The following is a 14625-nucleotide window of genomic DNA, read 5'->3' on the forward strand; positions in this document are numbered from 1 at the left end:
AATGAAAAAATTATTAGTATTATTTTTATTAGCTACAAGTAGCATTTTTGCACAGGATGACCAAGCAAATACGCTTCTAAACGAAGTTTCAAACAAAGCTAAAAGTTACAACAATATTTCTATTGCTTTTAAATACGTTTTAGAAAATACTGAAGAAAACATAAAACAAGAAACCAAAGGTGACGTTGTTATGCAAGGTGATAAATACCGTTTAAATATTTTAGGTATTACGCGTATTTATGATGGTCAAAACATTTATAGCATAAGTCCAGAAGATGAAGAGGTTACTGTATCTAAAGGAAGTGATCAAGATGAAAGCACGATTACACCTAGTAAAATGTTAACGTTTTACAAGGAAGGTTTTACTTTTAAAATGGATATTGTACAAGATGTTAATGGTAGAAAAATCCAATATATTAAACTAACACCAATGGATTCTAACTCCGAAATTAAATATGTTTTGTTAGGTATTGATACTAAGACGAAACACATCTACAGATTAATAGAAGTTGGAAATAACGGAACAAAAACAACTTTGACTGTTAATTCTTTTAAAACTAATGAGACTTTATCAAAATCCTTATTTACCTTTGACAAAAATAAATTTAAGGACTATTACATCAATAAACTGGATTAATTCTAAGTGAAAATATTAGATAGGTACATATTAACTACATATCTTAAAACCTTTATCAGCGTGTTTGTAATACTCATGCTGATTTTTGTTTTACAGGCTATATGGCTATACATTAAAGAGTTAGCAGGAAAAGACTTAGACATTGTTACCGTCTTAAAGTTTTTAATGTATATCACTCCTACCCTTATTCCGTTAATTTTACCGCTTACAATTTTGTTAGCGTCCATTATGGTTTTTGGTGATTTTGCTGAAAACTATGAGTTTGCTGCAATGAAGTCTACAGGGATTTCATTACAACGTGCCATGTCTGGATTAGGTCTATTTATTGTAGGCTTAGGTGTATTAACCTTCTTTTTCAGTAATAATGTTATTCCGTGGGCAGAATATAATAGTTTTAATTTAAGAAGAAACATTGCTAATGTAAAACCTGCTATGATTATAGCAGAAGGTCAATTTAATGATATTGGTGATGCTTTTAATATTAAGGTTGAAGAAAAGTCTGGTAAAAATGGTAAATTTCTTAAAGGTATAACAATACATAAAAAAGGCTCTAGTCGCATGTCTGGTAACTTTACCACAATTGTTGCAGACCATGGAGAATTGGCAAGCCAAGAGGATTCAAACGTGCTTAATTTAGTTTTGTATGATGGATATTATTATGATGATACACCACCTAGAAAAGCGGAAGAACGAAACAAAAAACCTTTTAGTAAAGCAGAATTTAAAAAACATATTTTATCTCTAGATTTATCTGAATTAAATAATATTGATTTAGACCAAAAAAATGTTGAGAACAAATACACGATGCTTAACGTATCAGAGTTAAATTACACAATAGACTCGCTTAAAACAGAACGTAATGGCGTGGTTAGCGAGTTTTCCAACACCATATATAATAGGACTAATTTACCAACTTTAAATTTGACCATCAAATCCATAAAAGATAGTATTTATGGTGGAGATATTTTAGACATTTTTAATACCAAACGTAAAATACAAGTATTAGATTATGCTGTTAATAGCGTATCGAGTACTCAACAGATATTAAAATCTAAGACCACAGCTTTACAAATAAAGAACTCTAATATTTATAAACATGGTATACAATTGCACAAAAAATTTGCATTAGGTATAGCCTGCATTATTCTGTTTTTTGTTGGAGCTCCATTAGGTGCTTTAATACGTAAAGGAGGTTTAGGATTACCAATGGTTATTGCTATAGTCTTGTTTTTAAGTTATCACTTTATAGGTTTATTTGCCGAAAACAGTGCTAAAAACGGAAAACTAAACCCTGTACTCTCTGCTTGGTTTTCAACGTTAATCATGTTGCCTTTAAGTATATTTTTGACTAAACGCGCAACTCAAGATAGAGGTATTTTTGAATTTGACCATATTACAGTTCCTATTAAAAATTGGTACAATGCTAAATTTGGTAAAACTAAAATTACAGCTGATACATTAAGCTCTGATACAATCTATCTGCCAGAAACTGAAAAAGCTAGCTATAAAACATTATCAACACTTAGTATTACTTTTTACATAATTAGTGTTGCTCTATTTATTTTATACTTTGTATTTAAAAACAACAAATTACCAGTTGTAGCTTTAGCTGGTATACAGATTAGTTTAGTTTCATTTATTGTATTTTTATTTAATTATATAAAATCAACTTTAAGCTTTAATAAGTTACACAACCTAATTTCTGATAAAAAAGAACCTGTAATACAAACCATTATAGGTATAGTTATTTATCCATTAATATATATATTAAGAGTTCAAAAACTTACTATTGGAACAGATTATAATATCTTACCAAATAGCACAACAGAAGACATAGCAACCACTACTCCAATTACCTTGGAAGCTAGTGATATTAAAAATTATAAAATAATATCTAAATTAAGTTACGTATTTTTTACAATCGCGTTAGTATTATTTATTTTGTTTTTTGTGTTTAAAAACAACAAGCTTCCTGTATTCTCACAAGCTAGTATTCAGATAAGTGCAATTTCATTTTTAGTGTTTCTTTTTAATTATATAAAAGCAAGCGTTGAATACAGAAAACTACTTAAAATAATAGTAGTAAAAGACAACCCATTAGTTACCGCTTTAGGAGCTGTTTTTTACCCTTACACGCATTACTTTAGAACTCAAAAACTAGACACTTAGTTATACTAACTAAGAAATATGCAATATCTTTGCAGTACAACACAAATGTTATGATTACTACAAAAACAGAACGAGAAACTTCTTTTCAATTAAATACAATAGAAGAAGCAATTCAAGATATAAAAGCAGGAAAAGTTATTATCGTAGTCGATGATGAAGACAGAGAAAATGAAGGTGATTTTTTAGCTGCTGCAGAATTAGTTACGCCAGAGATGATCAACTTTATGGCTACTCATGGTAGAGGATTAATTTGCACACCCTTAACAGAACATAGATGTGAAGAGTTAGATTTACATATGATGGTTACTAACAATACCGATCATATGGAAACTGCCTTTACAGTATCTGTAGATTTAAAAGGAAATGGTGTTACCACAGGAATATCTGCAAGTGACAGAGCAAAAACCGTACTATCATTAACTAATCCTGACACTAAACCTTTTGATTTAGCACGACCAGGTCATATCTTTCCTTTAGTGGCAAAAGAAGGTGGTGTTTTAAGACGAACAGGTCATACGGAAGCTGCTATAGATTTTGCAAGATTAGCAGGCTTACAACCTGCTGGAGTTATTGTAGAAATCATGAACGAAGATGGTACTATGGCTCGCTTACCTCAACTAATTGAAGTTGCTAAAAAGTTTGATTTAAAACTAGTATCTATTGAGGACCTAATTGCCTATAGAATGGATCATGATTCTTTAATTGCTAAAAAAGAAGATTTTCAGATTGAAACTAGATTTGGTAGTTTTAGATTAAGAGCTTACCAACAAACGACGAATAACCAAGTACATATAGCTTTAACTAAAGGCGATTGGACTAGTGAAGATACCGTTTTAACACGAGTTAATTCTACTTTAGTAAATAACGATATATTAGGTACGTTAACCAATAACGCAGACGAGAAATTAGATGATATGTTCCGTGTAATTAATGACGAAGGTCGTGGAGCTATATTATTTATAAACCAACAAGCAGAATCTATGAATTTACTACAACGCTTGTCTGTTTTAAAAAGCGCGCAAAAGCCAAACACTGTTGCTAAAGCTCCTGCTATTGCAATGGATAGTAAAGACTTTGGAATTGGAGCGCAAATTTTACATGATTTAAATATTCATAAACTAAAATTAATATCTAACTCTCAGCAAACAAAACGTGTTGGTATGATTGGTTATGGTTTAGAAATTATAGAATACGTAGGTTATTAATTAATAACTTTATTACAATAAAAAAAGCTCCAATTATTTATTAATTGGAGCTTTTTTTGGATGTTATTTTACTACTTATAACCTATAAAAGTGTCTTGTGCATCTAATACATTTTTTACATAGGTCTTAAATTCTGGATAGTCAGCAGCTTGAATACGTTTCATTGAAGGCTTTGATTTGATTTCAACCTTTAATTGATTAGCCTTTAACTTACTATAACTTATGCTATAGGAATGGTCTTTAAAAGTTAGACTAACATTCTCAGGAATTTCAGTAAAAGACTGATCGGCTTGGATATTAACAATATAATCTACTTGGTAAACATCCATGTTTTCGTATAATGTATAATCAATTACATGCTCACGTTTTTCTAAACTAACAATACTATTGGTATAAGGATTAGATACCATTGGTAATTGCAACACATTAGTAGATCCTATTTTATTTATTTTTTTATTTAATGTCATATCTGAAGTATACTTAATCAACATGTCATCATTAAGTCTTTCTATATTATTCACACTATTTAAAGTAAAGTCATCTGATAATCTATTATCATAATCTTCGTAAACAGATTTTTTAACAACCTCTGCATTTGGCTCTGCAAATACACTAGAATAATAAGAATTAACGTGACCACTATATTCTGAGTCTATTACCATACCAATTTTTGAATTATCGATATTTAATGTAACTAAGTTTTTAGAGACCGCTTGCTCTCTTGATAAATTATTTAATTTAAATAAATCATACGTTTTAGTATCATTTCTATCCAAAGGAATCTCTAAAGCTGTAGCACCTCTTAATGATGTTGGTAAAGATTTATACGGTAAATACTTATCTGTTAATTCTAAAAACTGATCTTTTCCATCAATTTTAACTTTTGCAATACAGTGATTAAAATCTGTACTTGGCAATACTAAACTGTTATAACCGTAATCTGAGGTTAAAACAAGTACTAAATTAGCGTCTAACTCGGCTTTTTTAGCCAACGTTACATATAAAGTAGAAAAGTCTTTACAATCTCCTAAATTAGTTTTGATAGTTTTAGATGGTTTTTGTGGTACAAATCCACTTTGTCTAAAACTAACATAACTATAGGTAAAATTATTACGTATATAATTGTAGATAATTTTAGCACGTTGGTCTTCTGATAAATGCTTGTAACCTTCCGGAAATAATGCGTCAAATGTATCTTGCACAGTCGCGTTAACCTCCATAACACTTCTAACTAGGTCAGAATACCATATAGAAATTTCGTTCCAACTATCTATTGTACTAAAGTGAACATACTCTGCAACATCACTATCGCTTGGCATATAGTCTTCACCTTGTGGTAATCCTGGATTATTTAAAATAGTCCATTCGTATAATTTAGAATCGCCTTTAGTTGTAATTTTAGGTTGTGTATTACCGTTAACACTTTTATAATTTAATTTATAATCTTTTGGCGCAATTACTTTAACTGAAGAAGAGGCAGTAGGATGAAAAGAACCTAACATAAAACGGTCAGAATACGTTTTGTAAAAACGACCTGACTTAGAAAACGAATATTCGTAATCTAAATAAATAACATCACCAATTGACAATCCGTTAAATACTAAGCTAGATCCACTTTTATCTGCTGGTACGATGCTTTTATCTTGTTTAACAATTTCTGATTTATTAATATTATATGTTCCGCTTAAACCTAAATCATATTCTTTAAAACGTTCTACTCCATTGTCTGAAGTAATTTCGTAGATAAAAACAGATCTATAATTACCACCACCTTCACTATACAACTCTACAGTACTATTATCATGTAATATATTAAACCCATAATTATTGGTTAAAATCTTACCTCTAGTGTCCGTAATTAATCCGTAAGCATCTTCTGTTACTAAATCTTTTAAAACGTTATTTTCGTTATTTAAATCTTTTAATTTTTTTCTTAAGGATTTATCGTTGCTATTGTGAGCCAATGATGCTTGATACGCAGTAATTGCTTTTTGTTTATCTATTTGAAGTAAAGCATCCCCTTTTAACTCTTGAAAAACAAACGAGTCTGGAAAATTTGATAATCCTTGATCAATATATTTTAAAGATTCTTTATGTTTTTGATATTGATGTAATTTATTAATAATTGATCTTAAGTAATAATTATCTGTCCCTAAATATTCAATCTCATTGGTTAACATATCCATGACTTTATCTTTTTGATTGCGTCTATCGTAATAAGACACTAGCTGTCTAACTAAAGCTAAGTCAAAGGTGCTTTTTTCTAAATCTTCTAATATACTAATGGTCTTATTTTCCTCTTCAAACAATGACGCATATAAAGGTGCATAACGTAATACTAACTTAGTATTACCATCTGCCATCTTCATTAACTTATCTAGGTTTTTTTTGACTTTAGCTTTATTTTCTTGACGTGCATTGTAGATAAAATCTGCAGTTTCGTGCATGATTTCTAAATCAATAGTTTTTTTAAGTTTCTCCAGATATTCTTCTAACTCAGTAAGACTCATTCTAGTCAACTCGTCAAACAACATAACTTTTAATAAAACTGGCAGATAATAGGAGTCGTCATCCAGTTCCATATTTTTATTAATTTCTTGTATGCTAGTATAATCTTCTTCTAAAGAATACACAGAAATCATTAATTTTCTTAACAAACTACTTTTTGGATATTGCTCTAAAAATGGTTGTAATACTTTTTTAGCTTCTTCATATTTAGAGTTTCTTAAATACGTTTTTACTAAACAATAGGCATTAAAAAAGTTATTTGGGTTTTGATCAAGTTTGTTTAAAAAATAAGCTTCAAAACTATTAGTAATTGGTTTTGCATTTAGTTGACTTACAGTACTTTTATTATAGTCAGCATAACTTGCAGTATCTTTTAGATTAGTATTATGTGAGCCATCTAAATTTAATGGACTAACTATAAAGTAGCTACCATAATCACTCTCTGCGGTTTTTATTAATAACCTATTATTACCTTTTGGAAACGTTACTTTGACTTGATACGCATCTAGGTCTGTAACAACGTCTTGTTTGTTTTCAAAGATTACTACATCATTTAACCATAATTTAAAAGCAGATCCGCTTCCAATACGTAAAATTACTGTTTCGTCTTGTGATGCAGTAACAAATGTTTGCGCATAATTAACACCAGAGCCATACTCTTCGTGATTTGTAAAAAACTGATAAGCCTCTTCTTGGTTTTTTGCAGTGTACCAATTAACAAAACCATTACTTTCTGCATCAAAAGGCGCATCACTATTAGCGTTTGTTTCTGGACCATATACACGATCAAGACCACTTTTATTTAAGTTTTCAAAAACACCACAATACTGCCAATGTCTAAACGATGGTATATTGTTCATTTTAGAATTATATGTCTTCCAGTCTTTACTGTCTCTTGCTAATACAGACTCTAGGTAAATTATAGCATCTTTGATAGTGCTATGAGTGGGATTTTTTTGGCAACGCTTCGAATTGCTCCTATATTTTTGCTATTAAAACCAGTTTCTAGATACGTATTAAATAAATAATTTTCATTCCAAAGTGCATATAAGTAATACTGATAATCTGCATCATTTAAAAATGCAGGCAAAAACTCTTTATTGGTTCTAAATTGACCATTCTCTACCCTAAGCATTTCATTAACAATAAGATTTTGAATAGTATTGTCATTAACATTCTTTAATGTTTCAGTAGCAGAAACACGATTATTACTTAATAACTCTTGCCAAAATTGATCATAATTATCTTGGGCTAAAGCCGAATAAAAGCTTAGCAAAATAAATAGTATAGCGAATTTTTTCATTTAGTGGTTGGTTTAAGGGATTGTGATAATAAATTAAAGATTATAGTGATTGTTTTATAGCGTCTACCATAAGTTGAGCACGCTCACGGACTTGTTGTTCTGTCCAAGATAACTTTATCAAACAAGATATGTTTCTACCAATAAAATGATCTGAAGCATCAAATGTTTTAGTTTGTAAGTACGCTAAACCATTTTTAACGTCGTTAGATACTGGATACAAGGTTTTAATATCTTTTAAATGCTCCCATTTTCTAATATAATGCCAATTATTATCATAATAATGAAAACAAGCATCAACACCACTTTCTTTAAAAGTAGAAGCTACTTTTCTGGCAGTATCTAAATTAGGTAAGAAAAAGTTTAAAAACGCGTAACTTTCTTCTCCTCCTTCTGGAACCGTTCTAAAAGTCACCTCAGGAAACACAGACAGTGCTTCCCTTAATATTGTGTAGTTTTTTTCTGAATAGCGATAAAATCCTTTAATCGTCTTATTTGAGCCAATCCTACAGCTGCATTAAGCTCTGATATTCTGAAGTTATATCCTAAATATGGGTGTAATTCTGCTCCTCTATCACTACCAATATGATCGTGACCATGATCGGTAAACAAATCAGCGTTTTTAGCATATTGTGCATTGTTAGTAACTACTGCTCCACCTTCTCCACAAGTTATCGTTTTTACAAAATCAAAACTAAAACATCCTAAGTCACCATAAGTACCAAGATATTTTCCTTTATAAGTTCCTCCAATAGCTTGGCAAGCATCTTCGATTAGCTTAAGATTATGATCTTTAGCTATAGCCATCAAAGCATCTAAATTAGCCATGCTTCCACACATGTGTACTGGCATTATAGCTTTAGTCTTACTGGTAATTGCTTTAGATACAGCTTCAGGGTTAAGGGTTAACGTATCGTCAATATCTACCAAAACAGGGATTGCGCCTAACATCATAATAGCTTCAAAACTAGCTACAAATGTAAAGCAAGGCATAATAACTTCATCTCCTGCTCCAATACCAGCTAGCGCTAACGCAACAGATACAGCAGCTGTACCATTGGTAACTAATTGTGCATGATTAACTTCTAATGTATGTTGAATTTCGTTTTCTAAAGATTGTGCTTTGTAATGTCCATTTCTCATGGCATCAAAACCATAGCGCATCAAAACACCATTATCTAAAACATCCTCTACTTCTTTTCTCTCTAAAGCTCCAAAGCTTTCAAATCCTGGCATCTGTATAATATTTGTTAATATTCCAAATCTAACAGAAAATAAGCAATAAAAAAACGTCTAAAAATTAATTTAGACGCTTTAATAATTTATAGATGGTATTTATATTACTAGTAGTTTTCTAAAATAGATTCAATAAAAGCAAAATGTCTGTCTGTTTCACGTAAAAAGGTATAACCAGATAATTCGCCTATAATATTTAATTGATCGTTTAATGCTACTAAATTTGGATAACCTCCATTGGTATTGTATTTACTAACCACAGTATTGTTTTTCTTTTGTTGTTCTTCAGAAATTATATCTGTACGTCTTGGCATATCAATCATAACTAACACAAACTGTTCTGCTTTTTCTTCAAAAGCTTCTGTATTAAAAAAGTCTTTTTTCAACATCTTGCAAGGTGCACACCAATCACTACCTGTAAAGTAAATTAATATTGGTTTTTTAGATGAAATAGCCTCAGTCTTTGCTTCATTTAAATCCGTCAACCAATTTAAGTTTGACATGTCTTCGTCTTCTTCTTGAGCAGAAACAGCGAAAGAGATACATAAGACAAATAAAAATATTAATTTTTTCATATTGTGTGTGTTAGGCTTTACAAAAATATTCTTTTTACTGAAATAACAATAATCTTGCCACGAAATTCTATTTCCAAATAATTACACTTTCTTCAATAGGTTTTCTAACTTTTTTAAGTTTAGACATAAAATCATCTTCAGCCCTATATCCTATTGGCATAATAAGGACAGATTTTAAATTTAACTTTTCTAAATTTAAAATAGCATCATAATCTTTAGTCGAAAACCCTTCCATAGGACAAGCATCTATATTTAATAACGCACAAACCGTCATTAAATTTCCTAAAGCTAAATAAGCTTGTTTAGTGGCCCAAGTTTCTTTATCAATTTGAGTTTTAGCATCAAAATCCTGAACTAAAAAATTTTTAAATGGATCCAAAATCTCATTAGGAGTGTTTCTAATTTCTTTAACTCTATTAAAATAATCTAAAACAAAAGGTGTATCCATTTTTGAATCAATGCAAAACACAAATAAATGAGAAGCTTCTTGCACCTGTTTTTGATTAAATGATAAAGGCACTAATTGCTTTTGTAAAGTTTTATCTTTTATAACTAATAACTTTATTGGTTGAAGACCGTAAGATGTTGCAGTTAAATTAAACGCTTCAGTTAAAGTTTTAATATCACTTTGTGCAATTATTTTTTTTGAATCAAAACTTTTGGTGGCATATCTCCAGTTAAGTTTTTCAATTATATCCATAATATCCTTTTTTAAGCAAAAATAAAGCTTATCAATCATGCAAAACACATAAAGCCCTATAGATTTTTAAATAATGTAAGATTTAATTACTTGTTATCATATTGATAAACAACTTTTTAAAAAATAATGCATTTTTTATTTGAAAATAACTAAAATCATATCTATATTTGCACTCGCAATTGGAGGATATCCAATGAGACACTCAAGGAGAATTGGCAGAGTGGTCGAATGCGGCAGTCTTGAAAACTGTTGAGGGTCACACCTCCGGGGGTTCGAATCCCTCATTCTCCGCAAAAGCCTTACATTTTATGTAAGGCTTTTTTTATTGTATCAACTTTTGATTTTATTAATTATACAGAGATCTATATTTTTTTAAAAACCTTTTACCCTTATTTACTTATGGTTATTGATATATTTATTACACCTATTTTGATTTAAATTGTTTAATAGCTTCTTTAAAAAATGATATAGCATCATTTATTTTTACGTCCAACAATTCTAAAATTGCACCAGTAAAATCTTCTGTTCTCCACTCTCCTATTGTTAATTCATTAAAATTATAAGGTTTAATTATTTTATCATTTTTATATCCAGAGATATAAAAATAGTGGGTTTTAGATACATTATCCGGAATCGCTAGTCCTAAACCAATGGTTAAATTAGTATCTGGTATCTTAGCATAAATACCAGTATCAAAATGATGAGGCCATACTCTGCAAGGTGCTGCCAATTTATAATTTGCTTTTATACTTTCAATAACTTTTTCTGCCATTACACGTTGAGCTGTCAATGTTTTTAGACGATCTAAATTAGACAATTTAAAAGTGTAACTTGCGTTTATATTATATGGCAACGTATAATGAAACTTATAGGTGTACAACTTATTAAGATTGCTTTTAGACATATTCGAAAGCCACTTCAGTATAGTGCTATGCGAGACACCATCCAAACTAAAACTTGTTTTACCTTTTTTAGACTTCCATACTAATGCGAAGTTGTCGTAATCTAAACCTAAGACATCTTCGTTTATAGAAAGTGAATGCGTATATAAACACTTATCTGTTATACTAAATCCAAAATTTGTGTGACTGTCGTCGTCTTTCTTTTCAAGAAAACTAATTCCAGCTGCAGCTAAATACTGAGCTGCCAAATGCATTTGATCATCCATAATAAGTTGTTTTAGATATTATAATTAAGTCTTTAAATTAGTGTATTTAAGCATCAATAATTTAAATATTACATTAAAATTTTCTTAAATAAGCTTATTAATACAACATACTTAAAAGTTGTGACAAAAATGCGATGAAAACATTAGACTTAATACTTTATAAAAACCATCCTATTTATTCTATTAGATTTTGAAATATAAAAAAAGCCATAACGTTTAATCTGTTATGGCTTTTTAAAATTATAAGTTTTGACATTACTCCCAAAACCCTTCAATCTCTTCTAAAGATTTACCTTTAGTTTCTGGTATAAATTTATAGGTTACGTACACTATAATTAATATAAAAGCAATAAATATAAAATAAGGTAAAGAGCCATTCCATGGAGCACTGTTATTAGTCTCACTTCCCATAACCATTGGAAAAGATTGAGATACTACATAATTTGCAGCCCATTGTGCTGCTACAGCTACTGACATAGCCACACTACGTATTTTATTTGGAAACATCTCTGACAATAATACCCAAACAACAGGTCCCATTGATAAAGCAAAAGATGCAATAAAAACTAAAACACCAATTAATGATAACATACCAACACTTTCTTGTTGTAATGTAACTCCTAATAGCAAAAATCCAATTATCATCCCTATTGATCCTATGTACAATAAAGGTTTACGTCCAAATTTATCTACCGTAAACATGGCTACAAAAGTAAAGACTAAGTTGACAAATGCTAATAATATTTGTTGTGCTAAAACATCTTCTTTTCCAAAACCTAAGGCTTTTTCAAAAATATCTGCACCATAATATAACACTGCATTTATACCTGTAAATTGTTGCAACATAGACAAAGCAGTACCTATTGCTATGATTATTAATATAGCTTTAGAAAAATAACTAACCTTAATACCATCATTATTTTGGTTTAAAGATTTTTTAATTTGTAACATCTCTTTAGACGCTACTTCGGCATCATTAATTTGCTCTAATACAATTAATGCCTCTTTATCTTTTCCTTTTAAAGCTAACCATCTTGGACTTTTAGGCACAAAAAATAATAGTATTAAAAATAAGCCACTTGGTATTAACTCTGACCAAAACATACGACGCCATCCAAATTCTATATTTTCAGCTACTGTTAAATTGTTTCCTATATAATAAGTTGCTAAAAACACTACAAAAAAGCCTATAACTATCGCTAATTGATAGTACGTTACCATACGACCTCTTATGTTAGAAGGTGCAATTTCTGCTATATACATTGGTGCATTCATAGATGCTACACCTATACCTAATCCTCCTAAAATTCTAAAAAACACTAGCATACTAACTGATTGTGGAAAAATTTCTGGTAAGCCAGAACCATATGCTGATAGTGTAAATAATAATGCCGAAATAATTAAAGACCATTTTCTACCTGTTTTTATACTTAATGGTCCTGCTACTATTGCTCCAACAAAGCAACCTAATAGTGCACTACCAACAACCCATCCTTTTAAAGCATCGCTTAATTGAAAATGTTCTGTAAGATAATATTGAGCGCCATTTATAACACCTGTATCATAACCAAATAATAAACCTCCTAATGCTGATACAGCTGCAATTAGAAGTAAGAAAACACTTTTTTTCATTTAAATAATTTTTGTTAGCCAATAAATATACTATTAAATTGATAATAAATTCAACATGTTTGGTTTTTGTATGGTTAGTATTTTTTAATTGTAAGCATTATATTATTAAAGTAATCTTAACAGATTATTTTATGTGATTAATATCATGTTTTAATGTATACATTTTAAGTAATTTTATAGTAAACTTATTATTATGAATACAAATATTAAGTATTATCAAAGTAAAAATGAATTTAGATTATTTGTTAAACAATCACATTCTGATCTTCTTCAATTTAAAAATGAAGGTGATAAAGACGCCTTTAATAATTTAGTTTTAAAAATATTACCTGTTTTACGGAATTACATTAATAGACAACTTAATGTTTATATTAGTCAAGGACATTTTTCCAAAGGAAAATATAAAGGTGATGATATAATAGATCAACTTTTTATAGAAATTTACGATCATATTGAAGACGTTAAACATGAAAAAGACTTTTATGCTTGGTTGTACTTAAAAGTCGATCAAATAATGGAAGACATTAAAGTTGAAGAAGAATTTAATGACTTCTTTTTTAAAAATATTGACACCTATTCTAAACCTGAATGGGATGCTATGGAAGAAAAATATACTAAGGATGCAGATGGTGATTTATTGCTAATTGAGGAGTTGTCTGATAGCTCTTACAATCATAATGACTACGAATTAAAACCTATTTTTATTGAAGAGAATGAAGTCGATTTTATTAATAAAATTGATAAGCATTTAAAACAAGATGAATCAAAAAAACACACAGCTTTTGTTGTTGGAAATTTACCAAATGCAATGCGTCAAGTTTTTGAGTTATTTACTAATGAGCATTTATCCTTTGAAGAGATTGCAGTAGTTAGAAAATTATCTATAACTGAGGTTAAAAAATTATTTAGCGATGCTAAAAAAGCTTTACAAATTAGCTTATTTAATAGGTATTTAAATAATTAATCCGATTTTAATTTAAAAAAAGAGCTATTTATTAATAGCTCTTTTTTTATATTCTATTTTAATATTAGGCTTTAAAGTCTAGTCTTTTTTTCCTGTTATATCTTCTATATTAATTAAAAACACAGCAGGAATATCATCCTTATAAATTTTACTAGAAAAATCACTTATAAAGTTAGCTTTACTATGTTCTTTTTCTAAAATAATATCTTTTATTCCCAAAGAAAATTTATGCAAATAGGCTTTAGCATCACTACCAAAGTGTTGTTCAAATTTACCGTGTACTAATACAGATTTCCAATTAGTAACATTTTCTACATCAGAAACTAACATTGACACTGTTGGATTTTTACGCATAGCATTCATTTTATGACCATCTCCAGAGTAACATATAATTGCATGCTTTTCTTTGTCAAAAAAATAGGTTATTGGGATTACAAACGGAGTATTGTTATATATATAACCTAATTGTCCAATATAATTGTTTTCTAAAATGTATTCTATTTCTTTTTCTTCTAGATTTTTAAACATAAT

Annotated in this window: 11 protein-coding genes, 1 tRNA gene and 1 pseudogene; 5 read left to right on the plus strand and 8 right to left on the minus strand. The window is 29.4% G+C overall.

Annotation, left to right across the window (positions count from 1 at the left end; genetic code table 11):
• Position 1: 1 nt before the first annotated feature.
• From lolA1 to ribB, 3 genes are read left to right on the plus strand one after another with little or no spacing between them, the layout of a single operon-like run.
• Positions 2 to 637: an outer membrane lipoprotein periplasmic chaperone LolA1 gene (lolA1, locus tag AC0L3M_RS05500; protein WP_473432127.1), complete on the plus strand. Its 636-nt coding sequence runs from the start codon at positions 2 to 4 to the stop codon at positions 635 to 637.
• Positions 638 to 697: 60 nt separating this feature from the next.
• The gene (locus tag AC0L3M_RS05505; protein WP_473432128.1) at positions 698 to 2806 is read left to right on the plus strand and encodes an LptF/LptG family permease; all 2109 of its coding nucleotides are present in this window, start codon (positions 698 to 700) and stop codon (positions 2804 to 2806) included.
• 50 nt (positions 2807 to 2856) lie between these two features.
• Positions 2857 to 4011 carry a 3,4-dihydroxy-2-butanone-4-phosphate synthase gene (gene ribB / locus AC0L3M_RS05510; protein WP_473432129.1) on the plus strand — a complete coding sequence of 385 codons (1155 nt, stop codon included), beginning with the start codon at positions 2857 to 2859 and terminating at the stop codon, positions 4009 to 4011.
• A 71-nt stretch (positions 4012 to 4082) separates the two neighbouring features.
• On the opposite strand, the gene AC0L3M_RS05515 is transcribed toward ribB, so the two are convergent.
• The 5 genes and pseudogenes from AC0L3M_RS05515 to AC0L3M_RS05535 all read right to left on the minus strand — a co-directional run bounded on the left by AC0L3M_RS05515 (position 4083) and on the right by AC0L3M_RS05535 (position 10330).
• Complete coding sequence (locus AC0L3M_RS05515; RefSeq protein WP_473432130.1) at positions 4083 to 7379, minus strand: DUF3857 domain-containing protein; 3297 nt, start codon at positions 7377 to 7379, stop codon at positions 4083 to 4085.
• 59 nt (positions 7380 to 7438) lie between these two features.
• The gene (locus AC0L3M_RS05520; RefSeq protein ID WP_473432131.1) at positions 7439 to 7822 is read right to left on the minus strand and encodes a hypothetical protein; all 384 of its coding nucleotides are present in this window, start codon (positions 7820 to 7822) and stop codon (positions 7439 to 7441) included.
• 40 nt (positions 7823 to 7862) lie between these two features.
• A pseudogene (locus AC0L3M_RS05525) lies at positions 7863 to 9055 on the minus strand (DegT/DnrJ/EryC1/StrS family aminotransferase).
• Positions 9056 to 9162: 107 nt separating this feature from the next.
• Positions 9163 to 9630: a thioredoxin family protein gene (locus tag AC0L3M_RS05530; RefSeq protein ID WP_292944669.1), complete on the minus strand. Its 468-nt coding sequence runs from the start codon at positions 9628 to 9630 to the stop codon at positions 9163 to 9165.
• 67 nt (positions 9631 to 9697) lie between these two features.
• On the minus strand, positions 9698 to 10330 hold the full coding sequence (locus AC0L3M_RS05535) for an NAD(P)H-dependent oxidoreductase (protein ID WP_473432132.1): 633 nt from the start codon (positions 10328 to 10330) through the stop codon (positions 9698 to 9700).
• Between the two features lie 206 nt (positions 10331 to 10536).
• Here AC0L3M_RS05535 and AC0L3M_RS05540 point away from each other — a divergent pair.
• Positions 10537 to 10621: transfer RNA gene (locus AC0L3M_RS05540), tRNA-Ser, on the plus strand.
• 133 nt (positions 10622 to 10754) lie between these two features.
• On the opposite strand, the gene AC0L3M_RS05545 is transcribed toward AC0L3M_RS05540, so the two are convergent.
• Both AC0L3M_RS05545 and AC0L3M_RS05550 read right to left on the minus strand, forming a co-directional pair.
• Positions 10755 to 11498 carry a hypothetical protein gene (locus tag AC0L3M_RS05545; RefSeq protein ID WP_473432133.1) on the minus strand — a complete coding sequence of 248 codons (744 nt, stop codon included), beginning with the start codon at positions 11496 to 11498 and terminating at the stop codon, positions 10755 to 10757.
• 255 nt (positions 11499 to 11753) lie between these two features.
• Positions 11754 to 13130 carry a sugar porter family MFS transporter gene (locus AC0L3M_RS05550; RefSeq protein WP_473432134.1) on the minus strand — a complete coding sequence of 459 codons (1377 nt, stop codon included), beginning with the start codon at positions 13128 to 13130 and terminating at the stop codon, positions 11754 to 11756.
• A 193-nt stretch (positions 13131 to 13323) separates the two neighbouring features.
• On the opposite strand from AC0L3M_RS05550, the gene AC0L3M_RS05555 reads away from it, so the two are divergent.
• Positions 13324 to 14094: an RNA polymerase sigma factor gene (locus AC0L3M_RS05555; protein ID WP_473432135.1), complete on the plus strand. Its 771-nt coding sequence runs from the start codon at positions 13324 to 13326 to the stop codon at positions 14092 to 14094.
• Positions 14095 to 14172: 78 nt separating this feature from the next.
• Here the strand turns inward: AC0L3M_RS05555 and AC0L3M_RS05560 are convergent, their stop codons facing one another.
• Entirely contained in the window at positions 14173 to 14622 is a 450-nt protein-coding gene (locus tag AC0L3M_RS05560; RefSeq protein ID WP_473432136.1) for a pyridoxamine 5'-phosphate oxidase family protein, read from the minus strand.
• Positions 14623 to 14625: the final 3 nt, after the last annotated feature.

This window comes from Olleya sp. KJ81-1 (assembly GCF_055808135.1).

Coding starts and splice junctions, on each gene's coding strand:
- lolA1 (WP_473432127.1), top strand. CDS start 2: ATGAAAAAATTATTAGTATTATTTTTATTAGCTACAAGTAGCATTTTT.
- ribB (WP_473432129.1), top strand. CDS start 2,857: ATGATTACTACAAAAACAGAACGAGAAACTTCTTTTCAATTAAATACA.
- AC0L3M_RS05515 (WP_473432130.1), bottom strand. CDS start 7,379: ATGAACAATATACCATCGTTTAGACATTGGCAGTATTGTGGTGTTTTT.
- AC0L3M_RS05520 (WP_473432131.1), bottom strand. CDS start 7,822: ATGAAAAAATTCGCTATACTATTTATTTTGCTAAGCTTTTATTCGGCT.
- AC0L3M_RS05530 (WP_292944669.1), bottom strand. CDS start 9,630: ATGAAAAAATTAATATTTTTATTTGTCTTATGTATCTCTTTCGCTGTT.
- AC0L3M_RS05535 (WP_473432132.1), bottom strand. CDS start 10,330: ATGGATATAATTGAAAAACTTAACTGGAGATATGCCACCAAAAGTTTT.
- AC0L3M_RS05545 (WP_473432133.1), bottom strand. CDS start 11,498: ATGGATGATCAAATGCATTTGGCAGCTCAGTATTTAGCTGCAGCTGGA.
- AC0L3M_RS05550 (WP_473432134.1), bottom strand. CDS start 13,130: ATGAAAAAAAGTGTTTTCTTACTTCTAATTGCAGCTGTATCAGCATTA.
- AC0L3M_RS05555 (WP_473432135.1), top strand. CDS start 13,324: ATGAATACAAATATTAAGTATTATCAAAGTAAAAATGAATTTAGATTA.
- AC0L3M_RS05560 (WP_473432136.1), bottom strand. CDS start 14,622: ATGTTTAAAAATCTAGAAGAAAAAGAAATAGAATACATTTTAGAAAAC.